The organism is Bacillus siamensis (genome assembly GCF_051628075.1).
Classification (GTDB): domain Bacteria; phylum Bacillota; class Bacilli; order Bacillales; family Bacillaceae; genus Bacillus; species Bacillus siamensis.
Genome location: NZ_CP155579.1, coordinates 1,656,438 through 1,674,923, shown reverse-complemented (window position 1 = coordinate 1,674,923; position 18,486 = coordinate 1,656,438). Strand labels below are relative to the sequence as shown.

Sequence of the window (18,486 nt, the reverse complement as noted above, 5' to 3'; positions counted from 1 at the left end):
ACTGCCGCCTGCTACTTCATCAGCCTGTTTTCATCCATTAAGTCAGACACCGAGCCGAGCGCATAGCCTTTTTCTTTGATTTTTGTAATCAGTGTTTCCAGGCTTTTCGCAGTCGGATCAGTCGGATGCATTAAAATCATGGCTCCGTTATGTATTTTGCTCAACACCCTTGTTTGTAAAACAGCCGGAGACGGTTTTTGCCAGTCTATGGTGTCAACGGTCCACATGATGGTGCCCATTCCTTTTTCCGCCGCAAGGTCGACCACAGCTTTTCTGAAGCTGCCGCTTGGCGGCGCAAACCATTTCGGCTTCATGCCGAGCGTCTCGCTGATTTGTGCATTGGTTTTGTCAAGCTGTTCGGAAATGCTTCCTGAAGTCAGTTTGCTCATATCTGGGTGATTGTATGAATGATTTCCGATTTCATGTCCGTCTGCCGCTATTTTTTTCCCAAGTTCCTGATTGTTTTTCAGCCATTTCCCTTCAAGAAAGAAAGTTGCTTTGACCTGATGCTGTTTCAGAATAGGCAGCATTTGCTCCACGTATTCATTTCCCCAGGCGACATTGATCAGGAAAGCGACCATCGGTTTATCGGGATTTCCTTTATAAATGGGTTCGGGCGCAAGAGAATCGAGATGGACTTTCGGTTTTACCTGCTCATAGACAAGATCATCTTCATGAAATTCTCCGTCCTTTTTCATTTGCTTATAGGATTTTTCCACATTGACCTTTAATCCGTTATATCCAGGTATACTCTTCCATATTTTATCAATCCTTGCATCTTGCGGCTTCACTTCATACTCCGGCGCTTTTTGCAGCAATTCCTCATAAAGCGGATCTTTTGATGCTGACACAGTCACTGCGTCTTTTTTCATTGCGTCTATGTAATCAACTGTATACGGGTTTTTTATCATTTCAAACGAAACAAAAAAAAGAAATAAAAAAACGGCAAACGGCACGAATTTTTTCAACATGTCCTTCCCCCCTCATCACACATTATGTATGAAGAGGACAAGGTAGAACCCGCTGTTGTCTTTCTCAAAATAAAGAAGCCGGGTCTCCCAGGCTCCTTGTTAGGTTTTCATTTAAGATTGTTGTTGTTCCTGCTCTTTTTCTTTCTCTTCGCGCAGCACTGCTTTACGCGACAGGTTGACACGTCCCTGTTTGTCAATTTCCGTTACCTTCACAAGGATTTCGTCACCGATTTTCACAACATCCTCAACCTTGCCGACCCGTTCGAGCGCAAGTTCAGAGATGTGAACGAGACCGTCTTTTCCGCTGAAGATTTCAACGAAAGCGCCGAATTTCTCAATCCGTTTGACTTTACCGAGGTAAAGCTGGCCGACTTCGACTTCTCTGACAAGATCTTCGATGATTTTTTTTGCTTTTTGGTTGCCGCTTTCATCAGTAGAAGAAATAAAGATGGTGCCGTCTTGTTCAATGTCAATTTTAACACCGGTATCTTCAATGATTTTGTTGATTTGTTTGCCGCTTGGCCCGATAACGTCACGGATTTTATCCGGATTGATTGTCATCGTTAAAATTTTCGGTGCATATTGAGAAAGTTCTTTTCTTGATTCACCAAGCGTGCTGAGCATGCTGTTCAGGATTTCCATTCTTCCTTTTTTCGCCTGCTGAAGCGCTTCTTCAAGGATTTCTCTTGAAAGGCCTTCGATTTTAATGTCCATTTGCAGCGCTGTTACGCCTTTTTCCGTACCGGCTACTTTAAAGTCCATGTCACCGAGGGCATCTTCCATTCCTTGAATATCCGTTAATACTGTGTAGTACTCGCCTGATTTCACAAGTCCCATCGCGATACCTGCAACAGGCGCTTTAATCGGAACACCGGCGTCCATCATGGCAAGCGTGCTCGCGCAAATGCTGGCCTGTGAAGTGGAACCGTTTGATTCAAGCACTTCGGATACGAGGCGAACCGTATACGGGAAGTCTTTTTCATTCGGAATGACCGGCTCAAGCGCACGCTCTCCAAGAGCCCCGTGACCGATCTCACGGCGTCCCGGTCCGCGCATCGGGCCTGTCTCCCCTACGCTGAATTGCGGGAAGTTATAATGATGCATAAACCGTTTTGACTCTTCCACGCCTAAACCGTCAAGAATCTGAACGTCGCCAAGAGCGCCTAATGTACATACGCTGAGCGCCTGGGTCTGTCCTCTCGTAAACAGCCCCGAGCCATGCGTTCTCGGCAGAAGGCCGACTTCTGAAGAAAGCGGGCGGATTTGATCGACGCCGCGGCCGTCAGGACGGACTTTTTCTTCTGTGATCAAACGGCGCACTTCGTTTTTCACAAGTTTAGACAGTGTCTGTTTCACTTTTTTGATCGTATCTTCATCGTGCTCTTCTTCTTCAAATTTCGCGACGACTGCATCTTTCACTTTACTGATCGCATCTTCGCGCGCATGCTTTTCATGAACTTGAATGGCGCTGAGCAGATCGGGCTCCGCAAGACTTTTCACTTTCTCGCTGAGCTCTGCGTCAATTTCATACAGTGCGATTTCCGTTTTTTCTTTGCCGACTGCCGCAACAATTTCTTCTTGGAAAGCGATCAGGCGCTTAATTTCTTCGTGGCCGAACATAATCGCTTCAAGCATGATTTCCTCAGGAACTTCATCCGCTCCCGCTTCCACCATGTTGATGGCGTCTTTTGTGCCTGCGACGATAAGGTTAATATCACTTTTTTCAAGCTGGTCAACCGTCGGATTGATGATGAACTCCCCGTCAATGCGGCCTACCGTCACACCCGCAATCGGGCCTTCAAACGGAATATCGGAAACGCAAAGAGCGAGTGATGAACCGAACATTGCAGCCATTTCAGATGAGCAGTTCTGGTCGACACTCATGACAATGCTGATGACCTGTACTTCGTTACGGAATCCGTCTGCGAAAAGCGGGCGGATCGGGCGGTCAATCAGACGGCTGGCTAAAACGGCCTTTTCACTCGGACGGCCTTCTCTTTTAATAAAGCCGCCCGGAATTTTACCGACTGCGTATAATCTTTCTTCATAATTAACGGTAAGCGGGAAAAAATCTAGCGGTTTCGGTTCTTTTGATGCGGTTGCTGTGCTGAGCACTGCGGTATCGCCGTAGCGGACCATAACAGCGCCGTTTGCCTGTTTGGCAAGCTGGCCGGTTTCTACTGTAAGCTGTCTGCCGGCCCAATCTATGGTAAAGACATGTTTCTCTTGTCCCATTCGATTACGAGCTCCTCTCTTAATGTGTGAAATAATCAATTACTCCTATTATGAACGAAATGAATTGAACATATCAATGTCAAAGTAGTATGTAAAAGGATTTCATTGTTTTTTTATTATTATTTTTTTCGCTTTAATACGATAAAAAAGCGGGAATCCTCCCGCTTTTTACGATTATCGACGTAAGCCTAGTTTGTTAATTAACTCACGGTAACGAGTTACGTCTTTATTACGCAGATACGTAAGAAGATTACGACGTTTACCTACCATTTTAAGAAGACCGCGACGTGAGTGGTGATCTTTCTTGTGAGTACGTAAATGCTCGTTCAAGTTGTTAATTGAGTCTGTTAGGATAGCGATCTGAACTTCTGGAGATCCAGTATCAGATTCGTGTGTTTTGAACTCACTGATGAGTTGATTTTTACGCTCTTGAGTAATTGCCATCCTGTTTCACCTCCATATCATAATTAGCCCCAGTTACCTAGCAACCGTCGGTGACTTCGGATTGCCAAGCAATGGTTTTAAGACTACGAAACATATGATACTAAAAATCGCGCCCATATGCAAATCTTTTAGAATAAAATTTGTGTACTTTTGATGTTTTTTCCGTTATTTGCTGAAAAAACGGATCGCTTCTTGTTTGTCTTTCTCAATCTGAGCCGTCAGTTCGTCGATGCCGTTAAACTTCCGTTCGCTCCGGATGCGTTTATACCACTCGATTTTAACGTCTTCTCCGTATACATCCTGTTGAAAATCAAATAAATGAACTTCAATTGACGGCTGATCGGGACGCTTTTCATAAAAGGTCGGTTTGTAGCCGATATTGCAGACGCCTTCATACACCCTGCCTTTTATTTCGGCCTTCACGGCATACACGCCTGTCGGCGGCACGATATAACTGTTGTGCAGACCGATATTCGCCGTCGGAAAGCCGATGGTGCGGCCTCTTTTGTCTCCGTGGATCACAGTGCCCCTGATAAAATACGGCTGGCCGAGGAGCGTGTGCGCCAGCTCAACGTCTCCATCCTGCAGCGCTGACCGGATATAAGTGGAGCTGATCTTCCTGTCCTGCTCGGTCTGTTTTTCGACAGTCGTGCATTCGGCCTTGCCGTCTAAATCGTCCGGCAGCGTAGCCATCGTGCCTTTTCCGTATTTTCCGTACGTAAAATCAAAGCCTCCCACCGCGTGCCGGGCGTTCAATCCTAATATATACTCCTCGGCAAACTGTTTTGGAGAAAGAGCCGCAAACGATTCATCAAACTTTACGATATACAGCACATCAGCGCCTAAACGGCTGATCTGGCTGATTTTATCTTCAAGCGGCGTAATCAGATCCTTTGGCTCTTTGTCCCTGCCCAGAACATGGGAGGGGTGCGGATGAAACGTCATGACGGCAAGCGACAGGTTTTTTTCTTCGGCAATTTGTCTGGCTGTTCCGATTACTTTCCGATGTCCCAAATGAACACCGTCAAAGTAGCCGAGGGCCATGACAGACGCCGGCTGCTCTTCTTTTTGTAAATGATGCGGATGAGAAATATGTATCGTCTTCACAGAACGGTCACCTTTTTTCTTATTGTTCGCTTTTTTGCATCAGCACTTTAGCCGGTTTCAGCAGTCCGTGTTTTGAAGGGTGCGGCATATAAATGGCCACACATTCTCCGGCTTCAGTACAGACAGCTATACGGGCGTCAGCTGTCATTGCAGAAAATTCCGCCGGAATGTCAAACACTGACCCGTTTTCAGCTTTCTTAGCTAATGTATCACTTATGACCCATTTCGGCAAATGATTGAGCGCTCTTTCGATAGGCACCGCATGCTCTGCAACCGTGCCGGCTGAAACCTGCTGCTCAAGCTCCTCAAACGTAAAACACTCATCCAGGCTGAAATCGCCGGAAGCAGTGCGGATGAGGTGGGACATATGAGCGGGATAGCCAAGCTTTTCACCAATTGTCACCGCCAATGTTCTGACGTAAGTGCCTTTTGAGCACGTGACTGTGAAACGGAATGACGCTGTATCATCCTTATAAGTGACAGGTGAAGTAAGCGCGATATCCTCAATTGTGATATTCCGCTTCGGCCGCTCCACTTCAATACCGGCTCTGGCATATTCGTAGAGCTTTTTCCCGTTGATCTTGACCGCGGAATACATCGGCGGCACTTGTTCCTGCGGCCCCTTCAATTCGTCTAAAATGGCTTTGATATCCGCTTCTTTTATCGGCTCCTTGACAGGTTTTACGCTGACGGTTTCCCCCGTCTGGTCTTCAGTCGATGTGGAGAAGCCGAGAGTGATCTCAGCATCGTACGTTTTTGATTTGTCGGTGACGTACTCAACAATCTTTGTGGCCCGTCCGACACAGATCGGCAGTACGCCTGACACTTCCGGATCAAGTGTTCCCGTATGCCCGACTTTCTTTGTTTTTAACAGTTTTCTTATTTTCATTACACAGTCGTGAGAAGTCATGCCGACCGGTTTATGTAAAAGGAGAACTCCGTTAACCATCTGTCTTTCGCTCCTTTGTTATCATTGTATCCCTGTAAAACGCAGAAAAGAGGACAGACGACAACGCCCATCCTCTTTTCCCGTTATTCAGACGGTTTATCTGAATGCAGTTCGTGAATCAGTGTTTCAATACGGTTGCCGTATTCAATTGATTCATCAAATTCAAATTCAAGCTCTGGCGTTTTGCGGAGTCTGATTCGGCTGCCGATTTCAGAACGGATAAATCCCTTCGCTTTCTCAAGCCCTTTCAGCGCCTCCTCTTTCTTTTTCTCTCCGCCGAGAACGGAGATATACACCTTCGCTATTTGCAAATCACCTGAAACACGTACGTCTGTTACAGTCAGAAATCCGATTCTCGGATCTTTCAGCTTTCGGCTGATAATATCTCCGAGCTCTTTTTTCATCTGTTCGCCGACACGGTTTGCTCTCATACTCAATTCAATCACCTCTAAGTTAAAACCACTCTGTTCTAGTGATCGTCCGTTCTATTTCGGGAAAGGAGTCAATAAACGCGAGTACGCGCTGAATCTCCTTTTCCGCCTGAACGTGAGAGGAGGAGACGACGGCGATTCCGAAGCTGGTCCTCTGCCAAGTGTCCTGATAGCCGATTTCTGCGGCCGACACGTTGAACTTATTCCGGACCCTCGTTATAATCCGCTTCAGAACGGCGCGTTTCTCCTTTAATGATCCCGCATCGTAAATGATGCATTCACATTCCGCAAATCCGATCACTTTCTTTCGATTTCCTGCATGACATACGCTTCAAGGATATCACCTTCGCGAATGTCATTGTATTTCTTAATTGTAATACCACATTCATATCCTTGTGAAACTTCTTTCACATCATCTTTGAAGCGTTTCAGAACGTCTACTTCCCCTTCGAAGATGACAACGCCGTCACGGATCAAGCGGAGTCCGCTGTCACGTGTAATGTGGCCGTCTGTTACATATCCGCCGGCAATCGTGCCGATTTTCGACACTTTGAATGTTTGGCGCACTTCAACCTGGCCGATGACTTTTTCTTCGTATTCAGGATCAAGCATTCCTTTCATCGCCGCTTCAATTTCTTCGATGACTTTGTAAATGATACGGTGAAGGCGGATATCTACATTTTCTGCTTCAGCCGTGCTCTTAGCATTTCCGTCTGGGCGCACATTAAACCCGATAACGATTGCATTTGAAGCAGATGCGAGAATGATGTCTGATTCCGTAATCGCACCGACGCCTGTGTGAATGATTTTCACTTTTACGCCTTCTACTTCAATTTTTTGAAGAGCGGCCGTTAACGCTTCTGCAGAACCTTGAACGTCCGCTTTTACGATTAAGTTGATGTCTTTGACATCGCCTTGTTTAATTTGTTCAAACAGATCATCGAGGCTCAGCTTCGCTTTGTCGCTGCGCTGTTCGTCCAATTGTTTGGAAGCGCGCGCTTCACCGACAGAACGGGCTGTTTTTTCGTCTTTAAAGACGAGGAATTGATCGCCAGCCTGCGGTACGTCGTTTAAGCCCGTGATTTCTACAGGTGTGGACGGTCCGGCTGTTTTCACGCGGCGGCCGAGATCATTGACCATGGCCCGCACGCGGCCGAATGTGTTTCCGACAACGATCGGATCTCCGACATGCAATGTTCCCGTTTGAACGAGAAGTGTCGCGACAGATCCTCTTCCTTTATCGAGCTCAGCTTCAATAACCGTTCCTTTTGCCTGACGGTTCGGATTGGCTTTCAGCTCTTCCACTTCACTGACAAGCAGAATCATTTCGACAAGCTCGTCAATTCCCTTGCCTGTAAGCGCGGACAGAGGAACGAAAATCGTTTCTCCTCCCCATGCTTCAGGAACGAGTCCGTATTCGGTCAGCTCCTGCATGACACGGTCAGGGTTCGCGCTCTCTTTATCCACTTTATTCACGGCAACGATAATCGGAACCTCAGCCGCTTTCGCATGGTTGATGGCTTCGACTGTTTGCGGCATAACGCCGTCATCGGCCGCTACGACTAAAATGGTAATATCGGTTACTTCCGCTCCGCGCGCGCGCATCGTTGTGAACGCCGCGTGTCCCGGTGTATCCAAGAACGTGATTTTTTTGCCGTTTTCTTCGATCTGGTAAGCCCCGATATGCTGGGTGATTCCGCCCGCTTCTCCTTCAACAACCTTTGTTTTTCTAATGCTGTCAAGAAGGGTCGTTTTCCCGTGGTCAACGTGGCCCATGATCGTCACGACAGGCGGACGGATTTGAAGATCTTCTTCTTTGTCAGCCTCTTCATACTTTTCAAGCTCAGTTTCTTCAAGCACAATCACTTCTTCTGTTTCCACACCGTATTCAGATGCGATCAGTTCGATTGTGTCTTTGTCAAGCTCCTGGTTAATCGTAGCCATTACACCCAGAAGCATCAGTTTTTTAATGAGTTCAGACGGCTCTTTGCCAAGTTCCTCGGCTAAAGCTCCGACTGTTAAAGAGCCGGAAAACGTAATTTTCTCAGGAAGCTCTTTTTTCGGCTTCAGCGGTTTTTGCTGATACTGATTTTTGTTGTTATGATTGCGTTTGTTTTTGTTTTTGTTGTTATTCTTCTTGTTTTTGTTAAATTGATTATTCTGCACGTCATTCTTCTTTCCGTCTCGAATTTTGTTTGGTTGATTCCCAGCAGGCTGCTGATTAACCCCTTGCGGCTGCTTGTTTTTGTTCGTTTCCGCAGGCTTTTGAGATTTAACGCCGGCGCCGCCTTTTTTAAATTTCGCATCAAGCTGCTTAATGGTCTTTTCTTCAAGCGTTGCCATATGGTTATTTACTACTATATCCATGTTTTTCAGCGCAGTCAAAATTTCCTTACTTGAAACATTGATGGCTTTTGCATATTCGTATACTCTCATTTTAGCCATTCGTTCACCCCCAAAAATATTAATCGAGCAAGCTGATCAGCTTATTCGCAAAACCTTGGTCAGTGACGGCGACAACGACACGTGATTCCTTGCCGATAGAGCGGCCGAGATCCGCGCGGCTTTCGACTTTTTTATAAGGTACTTTATAATAATTGCATTTATCGGATACTTTTTTTGCAGTATTCGCAGATGCATCTTCTGTCAGCAGAACAAGTTTTGCACGCGCATTTCTAATTTCTTTTATAACCAAGTCCTCGCCTGACACGACCTTACGAGCTCGATTGGCCAGACCCAGCAAGGGAAACCATTCCATTCCAGACATGTTATTTTTTCACCTTTTCCGCCAGTTCCAGCAATTCTTCGAAAATCTGGTCATCGATTTGTGATTGAAATTGATTTTGCAATGTGTTTTTCTTTTTCGCAGCTAAGATGCATTCTTTCTCAAGGGTGATATAGGCACCCCGCCCGTTCTTCTTGCCTGTCGGATCGACTGAAATCTCTCCTTCTTTTGAACGGACAATTCGGATCAGTTCCTTTTTAGGCTTCATTTCCCCCGTTACCACACATTTACGCAGAGGAATTTTTTTTCGTTTATTCACCTAAAGTCACCTCTTATTCATCCGATTCGGCTGTTTCAGGCTCCATAAAGAGCGGCTCTAAATCGTCATCTTCTTCATGCTCTCTCGGATAGATGCCAAGTTCTCTTGCATCCGTTTCACTTTTGATATCAATTTTCCAGCCTGTCAGTTTCGCAGCTAAGCGGGCGTTTTGCCCTCTTTTTCCGATCGCCAGAGAAAGCTGGTAATCAGGAACGACGACAGTCGTGGCTTTTTCTTCTTCGTTGACGATGACATCCAGCACTTTAGATGGGCTGAGCGCATTGGCAACAAATTCAACCGGATCATCAGACCAGTTGACGATATCAATTTTTTCGCCTTTCAGTTCATTGACGATCGCCTGCACGCGCTGGCCTTTAGGACCGACGCATGAACCGACGGGATCAACGTCAGCATCATCAGTGCGGACAGAGATTTTAGATCGGTCGCCCGCTTCTCTGGCAACGGATTTCAGCTCGACCGTTCCGTCATAAATTTCCGGCACTTCGATTTCAAAAAGACGCTTCAAAAGACCGGGATGCGTTCTTGATACATAGATCTGCGGCCCTTTTGTCGTTTTTTCGACTTTTGTGATAAATACTTTAATCCGATCGTGAGGTTTATAGCTCTCATTCGGCATTTGTTCATTAACGGGCAGCAGCGCTTCAATCTTGCCGAGAGACACGTAAATAAATTTGCTGTCTAAGCGCTGAACAATTCCCGTCATGATGTCTTCTTCACGATCGATAAATTCTGAGTAAATCACGCCGCGCTCAGCCTCACGGACACGCTGTGTCACAACTTGTTTCGCCGTCTGCGCGGCAATGCGGCCGAAGTCTTTCGGCGTTACTTCTATTTCAACGACATCTCCGACAAGATAGTTCGGATGGATGTGCTGGGCGTCGTCAAGCGAGATTTCAAGCCTTGAATCGTATACCTCGTCTACGACATCTTTTCTTGCGAACACGCGGATGGTGCCCGTTTCACGGTTCAGATCAACCCGTACGTTTTGCGCCTGGTTAAAATTTCGCTTATACGCAGAAATTAAGGCAGCTTCAATTGCTTCGATGATAATGTCTTTACTGATGCCTTTTTCTTTTTCAAGAATCGTGAGGGCATCTAATAGTTCACTGCTCATGTTAGCGGTCTCCCCCCTTAAACACTAATACTTCATTCATTAAAATGTTACAGCTAATCTTGCGTTAGCTATTTTTTCATACGGAATATTGACCCGTTTCTTTCTTGTTTTAATCGTCATCTCTATTGTAGCAGTTTGTCCATCAAATTCAGCCAATTTGCCTTCAAACACTTTTAAACCGTCAATCGGTTCGTACGTTTTCATGTACACATTTTTGCCCAGTGATTTTTCGAAGTCGGCTTTTTTCTTTAATGGACGCTCGGCTCCAGGAGAAGATACTTCAAGAAAGTAGTTCTGAGTGATCGGATCGGCCTCATCCAGCTTTTCACTTAACGCTTCGCTGACTTTGGCGCACTCCTCAATATCAACACCGTTATCGGAATCAATAAACACGCGAAGGAACCAGTTTTGACCCTCTTTGACAAATTCAATGTCTACGAGTTCAAGCTGAAGGTCATCCAGTATGGGCTGAGCCATTCCTTGAACGGTATCAGTCACTTTTTTGCTCATGTTTTTCCTCCTTGTGCTGTCGATATCATATCAGCCGTTCCTCTGCATAAAAACCCTGCTTCTAAAGAGCAGGGGCTTTGAGAAAACGATGGACATGTCGAGGCAAAATTGCCTGTTCAATACAAAAGAGCGGGTTTCCCCACTCTTTGCCTCGGTAATCGTTAGCATTTCCAATAAAACTATACCATAACCATATATTTAATGCAAATCAAACTCCGCTCAGACGGCTGTGCTCAAAGCTTAAAACAGAGACAGCTGATTTTGATCCGGGAGCGACTCCAGACAGCCGTGGCGGTCTAAATACTCTAATATGGTTTTTGACACTTTTCCGCGTTTTTGAAGGTCTTCTTTTGAAAGGAACTCTCCTTCTTCCCGCGCTTTTACAATATTAAGAGCGGCATTGGTTCCAAGCCCCGGAATCGAGTTGAACGGCGGAATCAGACTGTTGCCGTCAATGATAAATTCCGAAGCGCTTGAGCGGTATAGATCGACCTTCTGGAAAGAATAGCCGCGTTCACACATTTCAAGCGCAAGCTCTAACACGGTCAGGAGGTTTTTTTCCTTCGGCGAAGCATCAAGCCCTTTAGAGCTGATATCATCCATCACCGCTCTGATGGCAGTCGATCCTTTAATCATCGTATCAATGTCAAAGTCATCTGCGCGCACGGTAAAATACGCAGCATAATATAAAAGCGCGTGATGCACTTTAAAGTATGCAATCCGCACCGCCATTAACACGTATGCGGCGGCGTGGGCTTTCGGGAACATGTATTTGATTTTTTTGCATGAATCAATATACCAGTTCGGCACATTGTTCTTTTTCATTTCTTCTTCCCATTCCGGCGTCAGGCCTTTGCCTTTACGGACAAATTCCATGATCTTAAAGGCCAGTGAAGGCTCAAGGCCCTGATAAATCAAGTAAACCATAATGTCATCACGGCAGCCGATCACTTCGCTCAGTTCACACGTATTGTTGTGTATCAGTTCCTGTGCATTGCCGAGCCATACGTCCGTTCCGTGGGAAAGCCCGGAAATCTGGACAAGCTCAGAGAACGTCGTCGGCTTTGTATCCTCAAGCATCTGCCGCACAAATCGCGTCCCGAATTCAGGAATGCCGAGCGTCCCCGTTTTACAGCCGATCTGTTCTTCAGTGACGCCGAGCGATTCTGTGCCTTGGAAAATCTTCATGACTTCCGGATCATCTGTCGGAATCGTCTTCGGATCAATTCCGCTTAAATCCTGAAGCATCCGGATGACTGTCGGATCATCGTGCCCCAATATATCAAGCTTCAGCAGGTTGTCATGAATGGAGTGGAAATCAAAGTGAGTCGTTTTCCATTCAGACCCCGTCGCATCAGCGGGGAATTGAATCGGTGAAAAATCGTAAATATCCATGTAATCCGGCACAACGATAATGCCCCCAGGGTGCTGGCCGGTCGTTCTCTTAACGCCGGTGCAGCCCTGTACAAGGCGGTCGATTTCCGCGCCGCGCATATGAAGGTTGTGGTCGCCCGCATAGCCTTTCACATATCCGTAAGCCGTCTTTTCCGCAACGGTGCCGATCGTTCCCGCGCGATAAACATTATCTTCCCCGAACAGCACTTTCGTGTAGTTATGGGCATGCGGCTGATATTCACCTGAGAAGTTCAAATCGATATCGGGTACTTTGTCACCTTTAAAGCCTAAGAACGTTTCAAACGGAATATCATGTCCGTCCTTTTTCAAAGGAGTGCCGCAAGACGGGCAGCTTTTATCCGGAAGGTCAAAACCGGAACCGACTGATCCGTCATTAAAGAATTCGGAATACCGGCAGCTCGGGCACACATAATGCGGAGCGAGCGGGTTCACTTCAGTAATTTCCGTTAAGGTCGCCACAAGTGATGAACCGACGGACCCACGGGAGCCGACGAGATAGCCGTCATCCAAAGACCGTTTTACAAGCTTATGTGAAATGAGATAAATAACGGCGAATCCGTGGCCGATGATGCTTTTTAATTCTTTTTCTATTCTCGCTTCAACAATTTCGGGAAGCTCCTCACCGTAAATGCTTCTCGCACGCTGATAGCTCATTTCACGGATTTCTTCATCAGCACCATCAATTTTCGGCGTGTACAGATCGTCTTTAATCGGCTTGATCTCTTCGATCATCGAAGCGACTTTCTGCGTATTGTCAACCACGATTTCTTTCGCTTTTTCCGCACCCAGAAAAGAGAAAGCCTCCAGCATTTCATCTGTCGTTCTGAAGTGCACTTTTGGCAGTTCGTGCCTGTTTAACGGGTTGGCGCCGCCTTGGGAAGAAATTAAGATCTTCCGGTAAATTTTATCCTCATCGTTTAAATAGTGGACATTTCCCGTGGCAACGACCGGCTTATTCAATTTTTCCCCGAGCTTCGTAATGTTGGCGATGATTTCTTTCAGCGCTTTTTCATCCCGGACGAGCTCAAGCTGCAGCAGGTGCCTGTATACTTCCGGCGGCTGCACTTCAAGATAGTCATAGAATGATGCGATATCTTCAACCTCTTCAGGTGATTTTTGCATCATGCCTTCAAAAACCTCTCCCCTGTCACAGGCAGAGCCGATTAACAGGCCTTCTCTGTATTTATTAAGCTGTGACCTCGGAATGCGCGGCACTCTGTAGAAATATTGAATATGAGAAATCGACACGAGCTTAAACAGATTTTTCAGGCCGGTCTCATTTACGGCAAGCAATGTTGCGTGATAAGGTCTCGATCTTTGGTAAGCATTGGATTGTCCCATATTCTCATTCAGCTGATCATGATAAAAAATATCTTTTTCAGCCGCGTCTTTGAGCATTTTCAACAGCAGGTATCCCGTTGCTTCAGCGTCAAAGACCGCACGGTGATGCTGGGTTAATTCAATATCAAACTTTTTACATAACGTATTTAAGCGGTGATTTTTAAATTCAGGATACAGGAAACGCGCAAGTTCCAGCGTATCAATGACCGGATTTTTCGCTTTTTCCGTTTTCAGAAGGCGCTTGTACGCTACATTTAAAAATCCCATATCAAAGCTGGCGTTATGAGCCACAAGTACATCATCGCCGATCCATTCTTTAAAATCCCGGACGACGTCAACGACATCGGGAGCGTCGCGGACCATGTCATCCGTAATCCCGGTAAGCTCTATCGTCGTTGCTGACAGCGGATGATGCGGATTGGCGAACGCTTCAAATTTATCAATGATTTCTCCGCCTCTGATTTTGACTGCGGCAAGCTCAATGATCGTGTCATACACCGCGGACAGACCTGTCGTTTCAACGTCAAAGACGACATATGTGTCCTCTTCAAGAAGACGGTGAGCGGGATTGTATGCGATCGGAACGCCGTCATCTACGATGTTGGCTTCCATTCCGTAAATCATTTTAATACCGTGTTTTTTCGCGGCGGAATAGGCATCCGGGAAGGACTGCACAACGGCATGATCAGTTAAGGCAATCGCTTCATGCCCCCATTTTTTCGCCTGTTCGACAAGCTTTCCGATTCCCGTTACAGCATCCATTTGACTCATCGGGGAATGCAGATGAAGCTCTACCCGCTTTTCGCCTTCAGGAGCGGTGTCTTCACGGGTTTCGGCTTTTATTTCATTTACGTCATTTGCAATCATGACGAGGTCTCTGACGAATGTATCGTTTTGGATGCTTCCCCGCGCTTTCACCCACATGCCCTTTTTCAGTGTTTTCATCAGGGCGGCGTCTTCTTTTTCTCTTGCAAACATTTTTACTAAAATACTGTTTGTATAGTCGGTGATTTTGAAAATGCAGAGCGTGCGTCCGCTTTTCAGCTCGCGTGTTTCAGCATCAAACACATATCCCTGCACCGTAATTCTTCTTTCTTCATCCATGATGCTGTCAAGCGTCCGGATTTCTTCGTTCTCTTTAATTTGATAGCCGATGACAAGCGGGCCGGACGGTGCTTGATCCTCATCGCCCTCTTTTTCCTTCTTCTCCATTTCGATAAGCGCCTGCATCGCCCGTTCCTGATCTTCAGCAAGCTTTTGCTCGCGGAATTTCTGGACTTCTTGGTCAGACACGAAAGTTTCGGTATCCAGCTGCAGTTCCGGAAAACCGAATTGACGATAGCTATGCTGAATCAGAGCGCTGTATTTATTTTTGAGCGCCGATGCTTCTGTATCTGTTTTTGTTTTCACGATCAGCTTGTTTCCCTTGAGCTTCGGTTTCTGCTGATTCAAAAGTGCCACCATCGGCGGCGAGGTTCCTTCAAGCTCTTCGATACAGCGTGTCCAATAATCCTGTACAAGCTCCTCTGACACTCTAGGATCAATGACTTGAATGGACGACGTGACCCGGGCGATGTGAGCAAACGATTGTGTTAATCTCATCATGAATGAGTCATATAATTGATACGGCAAAAGAGCCTTAAAGCGAAATTGAAAGTGCCAGGCCTTTTCTGCTTTATGGATTGTCAGTTTATCAATCTCTCCGTCTTCAAAGTATGTCATGAAGGTGTCATCTGTCATATTAAGCTGCTGAAGAAGAATCTGAAACTGTCTTCTGTTTACTGATAACTGTTCCATTCAGACAGTATCCCTCCCTTAAAACATCATAAGTGAAGGTACCTCCGCAGGTGATGAGGTACCTTCTTTTTTCTCTATTTTAACATGATTTTGTACGATTCGTTATGGTGATTACTTCGTCTTGATAAATTCAGAAAGCTCATCCACTGAAACTTCGGCAGATTCACCGGTTTTGCGGATTTTTACTTCTACGATGCCTTCATCTGCACGTTTACCGACAGTGATGCGGATCGGAAGGCCGATCAGGTCAGAGTCAGCAAATTTCACGCCTGCGCGTTCAGCGCGGTCATCGTATAACACTTCATAACCTTCGGCTTGGAATTTACCGTATAGCTGCTCGGCAAGCTCTTTTTGCGCTTCGTTTTTCATATTCAGCGCCAAAATATGAAGATCATACGGAGCAACGCTTTTCGGCCAGATCAGGCCTTTTTCGTCGTGGTGCTGTTCGGCGATTGCTGAAAGCGTTCTTGATACGCCGATTCCGTAACATCCCATCAGCATCGGCTGCGCACGCCCGTTTTCATCAAGGTATGTCGCATTCATCGCTTCAGAGTAACGCGTACCGAGCTTAAAGACTTGTCCGACCTCAATTCCTTCAGCGAAACGGATCGTGCCTTTTCCGTCAGGTGACGGATCGCCTTCCTGAATGATTCGAAGATCGGCATATGCTTTTACGGACGCATCGCGTTCGATGTTTACGTTTCGGTAATGGCGGTCTTTTTCATTCGCGCCGCTTACGGCGTTTACCATGACTTTCACAGCCTGGTCGGCATAAATCTCAATGTCGCCGGCAGCTCCGATCGGCCCTGCAAATCCCGGCTCCGTGCCAAGCTTCTCCGCTACCTCTTCATGAGACGCAAGCTCAACCGCTTCCGCGTTCAGAAGGTTTTTCACTTTTACGTCATTGACCTCATGATCGCCCCTTACTAACACGAGAACAAATCGGTCATCCGCTTTAAACAGCATGGATTTGATGCAGGCGCTCGGTTCAATCTGAAGGAAAGAAGCCAGCTCTTCAATGCTTTTAACATTCGGCGTATCAATTTTCTCCAGCGCCTCGGGTTTTTCATTGGAAGGCTCGCTTTTCATGACAACTTCGGCCATTTCCGTGTTGGCCGCGTAAGAGGATTCATCGGAATAAGCGATGGTGTCTTCCCCTATTTCGGAAAGAGCCATAAATTCATGCGTGTCTTTTCCGCCCATTGCGCCTGAGTCAGCGATAACGGGACGGACGTTTAATTCGCACCGTGCGAAAATGCTGCTGTATGCGCCGTACATGTTTTGGTATGTTTCCTCCAGGCTTTCTTCAGAGGCATGGAAAGAATACGCATCTTTCATGATAAATTCGCGGCCCCGCAATAACCCGAAACGCGGGCGTTTTTCATCTCTGAATTTAGACTGGATCTGGTAAAGAGTGAGCGGCAGACGCTTATAAGATTTCACCTCGTCGCGCACAAGAGAAGTAATGACTTCTTCATGTGTCGCACCTAAAGCAAATTCACGGCCGTGACGGTCTTTCAGACGCATCAATTCAGGCCCGTACGTATACCATCTGCCTGATTCCTGCCATGTTTCAGCCTGCTGAAGTGCCGGCATCAGCATTTCCACCGCGTTGATTTTTTCCATTTCTTCACGCACGATCTTCTGAATGTTTTGAATGACCCTGTAAGCAAGGGGCATGTAGCTGTAAACCCCGCTCGTATTTTGTCTGATAAATCCCGCTCTCAGCAGAAGCTTATGGCTTTTTGCTTCAGCATCAGCCGGCACTTCTCTCAGGGTCGGAATAAGCGTCAAACTTTGTCTCATGTCTTCGCACCTCTGATTTTTTACTAGTCAATTATAAGAATAAACGCTGGATATCGTTCCATGTGACAACCAGCATAAGAAGCATTAAGAAAGCTACGCCGATAAATACGACAAATGCTTCCTTGTCACGGTTAATCGGCTTACCGCGGATTGCTTCAATGAATAAAAACAGCAGCCGTCCGCCGTCAAGCGCCGGGATCGGCAGCAGGTTGACGATTCCAAGGTTGATGCTTAAAAATGCCGCAAATTGGAATAGATTGATGATGCCGGTTTTTGCAACCTGATCCGTCATATCATAAATCCCCACAGGACCCGAAAGCATATCAAGCTTAAACTGGCCTGTCACGATTTTGCTTAAGTTGGTCAGGATCGCCTTTGTGACATCAACCGTAGATGTCGCGCCGTAAGCGATCGCTGCGAACGCGCCTTTTTCAGTCGGCGCATAAGAGCCGAAGCGGCCGATTGTTTTTTTGTTTTCATCTTTTACGGCTTCAGGAGTAACCGAGATATGAAACGATTTGCCGTCCCGCTTGACGGCGACATCGATTTTTTTCCCGGGATTGTCTTTTACCGCTGTCACGATGTCAGTCCATGACCGCATTTTTTCACCGTTAATGCTCTGTATATAGTCGCCTTCTTGTAAACCGGCAGCCGCAGCACGTCCATTGTCTGTCAGCTTCCCGAGCTCAGGCTGATTCGAAGGCACGCCCTGAATAAATCCAAGCATGACGAGAATGACATACGCTAAGATGAAATTCATAATCGGACCGGCAGCAATCGCCTTAATCCGCTGCCATACGGGTTTTGACCCGAATTGACGGTTGTAAGGCGCAATCTGCACTTCTTCTGCGTCTACGATGAAAAAAGAGGTCTGGCTGACAGTAAAGGCCGCCAGCTCATCTTCTTTCCCCTGCTCGTACCCGGTAATCTTCATTTCGTGCTCAAGATCAGCCGTCTCTACCTCGATAATTAAAGCGTCGGGGTATTTTTCCTTTTGATTAATGATGACTTTTTCTACTTCGTCGTCTTTATTAAAAAGAAGACCGACGGTATAACCCGGTTTGACTTCAATCATCTCCGGATCTTCACCGGCCATGCGGACGAACCCGCCGACCGGAAGAAGCCTGATCGTATACACGGTTTCATTCTTTTTAAATGAGAAGATTTTGGGCCCAAAGCCGATCGCAAACTCACGGCAAAGGATTCCCGCTCTTTGGGCGAGCAGTAAATGCCCCAGCTCATGGAAGAAAACGAGCGTTCCGAAAATAATAATAAACGCGATAACTGTATTCACGAACAT

15 protein-coding genes are annotated in these 18,486 nt (G+C 46.5%); all 15 read right to left on the bottom strand.

The window, feature by feature from the left end; translation table 11 throughout:
• Nucleotides 1-11: 11 nt before the first annotated feature.
• Nucleotides 12-971: a polysaccharide deacetylase family protein gene (locus ABDB98_RS08575; RefSeq protein WP_016936083.1), complete on the bottom strand. Its 960-nt coding sequence runs from the start codon at nucleotides 969-971 to the stop codon at nucleotides 12-14.
• A 111-nt stretch (nucleotides 972-1,082) separates the two neighbouring features.
• A complete protein-coding gene (pnp, locus tag ABDB98_RS08570; protein WP_438421943.1) occupies nucleotides 1,083-3,206 on the bottom strand; it encodes a polyribonucleotide nucleotidyltransferase in 2,124 nt (707 codons plus the stop codon).
• Nucleotides 3,207-3,380: 174 nt separating this feature from the next.
• On the bottom strand, nucleotides 3,381-3,650 hold the full coding sequence (gene rpsO / locus ABDB98_RS08565; protein WP_003154182.1) for a 30S ribosomal protein S15: 270 nt from the start codon (nucleotides 3,648-3,650) through the stop codon (nucleotides 3,381-3,383).
• Between the two features lie 165 nt (nucleotides 3,651-3,815).
• The gene (gene ribF / locus ABDB98_RS08560) at nucleotides 3,816-4,757 is read right to left on the bottom strand and encodes a bifunctional riboflavin kinase/FAD synthetase (RefSeq protein ID WP_016936085.1); all 942 of its coding nucleotides are present in this window, start codon (nucleotides 4,755-4,757) and stop codon (nucleotides 3,816-3,818) included.
• 19 nt (nucleotides 4,758-4,776) lie between these two features.
• Nucleotides 4,777-5,706: a tRNA pseudouridine(55) synthase TruB gene (gene truB / locus ABDB98_RS08555; RefSeq protein ID WP_438421942.1), complete on the bottom strand. Its 930-nt coding sequence runs from the start codon at nucleotides 5,704-5,706 to the stop codon at nucleotides 4,777-4,779.
• A gap of 83 nt (nucleotides 5,707-5,789) precedes the next feature.
• Nucleotides 5,790-6,143 carry a 30S ribosome-binding factor RbfA gene (gene rbfA / locus ABDB98_RS08550; RefSeq protein ID WP_003154185.1) on the bottom strand — a complete coding sequence of 118 codons (354 nt, stop codon included), beginning with the start codon at nucleotides 6,141-6,143 and terminating at the stop codon, nucleotides 5,790-5,792.
• A 16-nt stretch (nucleotides 6,144-6,159) separates the two neighbouring features.
• Nucleotides 6,160-6,438: a DUF503 domain-containing protein gene (locus ABDB98_RS08545; protein WP_016936087.1), complete on the bottom strand. Its 279-nt coding sequence runs from the start codon at nucleotides 6,436-6,438 to the stop codon at nucleotides 6,160-6,162.
• The gene (gene infB, locus ABDB98_RS08540; protein ID WP_438421941.1) at nucleotides 6,435-8,582 is read right to left on the bottom strand and encodes a translation initiation factor IF-2; all 2,148 of its coding nucleotides are present in this window, start codon (nucleotides 8,580-8,582) and stop codon (nucleotides 6,435-6,437) included. The genes ABDB98_RS08545 and infB overlap by 4 nt, the downstream gene beginning before the upstream one ends.
• A 19-nt stretch (nucleotides 8,583-8,601) precedes the next feature.
• On the bottom strand, nucleotides 8,602-8,904 hold the full coding sequence (locus ABDB98_RS08535; RefSeq protein WP_003154192.1) for a YlxQ family RNA-binding protein: 303 nt from the start codon (nucleotides 8,902-8,904) through the stop codon (nucleotides 8,602-8,604).
• A 1-nt stretch (nucleotide 8,905) separates the two neighbouring features.
• Nucleotides 8,906-9,181 (bottom strand): glucose-induced regulator RulR, encoded by a 276-nt coding sequence (gene rulR / locus ABDB98_RS08530; RefSeq protein ID WP_003154193.1) that lies wholly within the window; start codon nucleotides 9,179-9,181, stop codon nucleotides 8,906-8,908.
• A 13-nt stretch (nucleotides 9,182-9,194) separates the two neighbouring features.
• On the bottom strand, nucleotides 9,195-10,316 hold the full coding sequence (gene nusA, locus ABDB98_RS08525; RefSeq protein ID WP_047474959.1) for a transcription termination factor NusA: 1,122 nt from the start codon (nucleotides 10,314-10,316) through the stop codon (nucleotides 9,195-9,197).
• Between the two features lie 39 nt (nucleotides 10,317-10,355).
• Nucleotides 10,356-10,826: a ribosome maturation factor RimP gene (gene rimP / locus ABDB98_RS08520; protein ID WP_016936090.1), complete on the bottom strand. Its 471-nt coding sequence runs from the start codon at nucleotides 10,824-10,826 to the stop codon at nucleotides 10,356-10,358.
• 240 nt (nucleotides 10,827-11,066) lie between these two features.
• Entirely contained in the window at nucleotides 11,067-15,380 is a 4,314-nt protein-coding gene (locus ABDB98_RS08515) for a PolC-type DNA polymerase III (protein WP_438421940.1), read from the bottom strand.
• A gap of 111 nt (nucleotides 15,381-15,491) precedes the next feature.
• On the bottom strand, nucleotides 15,492-17,186 hold the full coding sequence (locus ABDB98_RS08510; protein ID WP_060962776.1) for a proline--tRNA ligase: 1,695 nt from the start codon (nucleotides 17,184-17,186) through the stop codon (nucleotides 15,492-15,494).
• Nucleotides 17,187-17,217: 31 nt separating this feature from the next.
• Nucleotides 17,218-18,486: an RIP metalloprotease RseP gene (rseP, locus tag ABDB98_RS08505; protein ID WP_438421939.1), complete on the bottom strand. Its 1,269-nt coding sequence runs from the start codon at nucleotides 18,484-18,486 to the stop codon at nucleotides 17,218-17,220.

What these genes read in the sequence shown, in the direction of transcription:
- ABDB98_RS08575 (WP_016936083.1), bottom strand. Translation starts at nt 971, where the DNA reads ATGTTGAAAAAATTCGTGCCGTTTGCCGTTTTTTTATTTCTTTTTTTT.
- pnp (WP_438421943.1), bottom strand. Translation starts at nt 3,206, where the DNA reads ATGGGACAAGAGAAACATGTCTTTACCATAGATTGGGCCGGCAGACAG.
- rpsO (WP_003154182.1), bottom strand. Translation starts at nt 3,650, where the DNA reads ATGGCAATTACTCAAGAGCGTAAAAATCAACTCATCAGTGAGTTCAAA.
- truB (WP_438421942.1), bottom strand. Translation starts at nt 5,706, where the DNA reads ATGGTTAACGGAGTTCTCCTTTTACATAAACCGGTCGGCATGACTTCT.
- infB (WP_438421941.1), bottom strand. Translation starts at nt 8,582, where the DNA reads ATGGCTAAAATGAGAGTATACGAATATGCAAAAGCCATCAATGTTTCA.
- ABDB98_RS08535 (WP_003154192.1), bottom strand. Translation starts at nt 8,904, where the DNA reads ATGTCTGGAATGGAATGGTTTCCCTTGCTGGGTCTGGCCAATCGAGCT.
- nusA (WP_047474959.1), bottom strand. Translation starts at nt 10,316, where the DNA reads ATGAGCAGTGAACTATTAGATGCCCTCACGATTCTTGAAAAAGAAAAA.
- rimP (WP_016936090.1), bottom strand. Translation starts at nt 10,826, where the DNA reads ATGAGCAAAAAAGTGACTGATACCGTTCAAGGAATGGCTCAGCCCATA.
- ABDB98_RS08515 (WP_438421940.1), bottom strand. Translation starts at nt 15,380, where the DNA reads ATGGAACAGTTATCAGTAAACAGAAGACAGTTTCAGATTCTTCTTCAG.
- ABDB98_RS08510 (WP_060962776.1), bottom strand. Translation starts at nt 17,186, where the DNA reads ATGAGACAAAGTTTGACGCTTATTCCGACCCTGAGAGAAGTGCCGGCT.
- rseP (WP_438421939.1), bottom strand. Translation starts at nt 18,486, where the DNA reads ATGTTCGTGAATACAGTTATCGCGTTTATTATTATTTTCGGAACGCTC.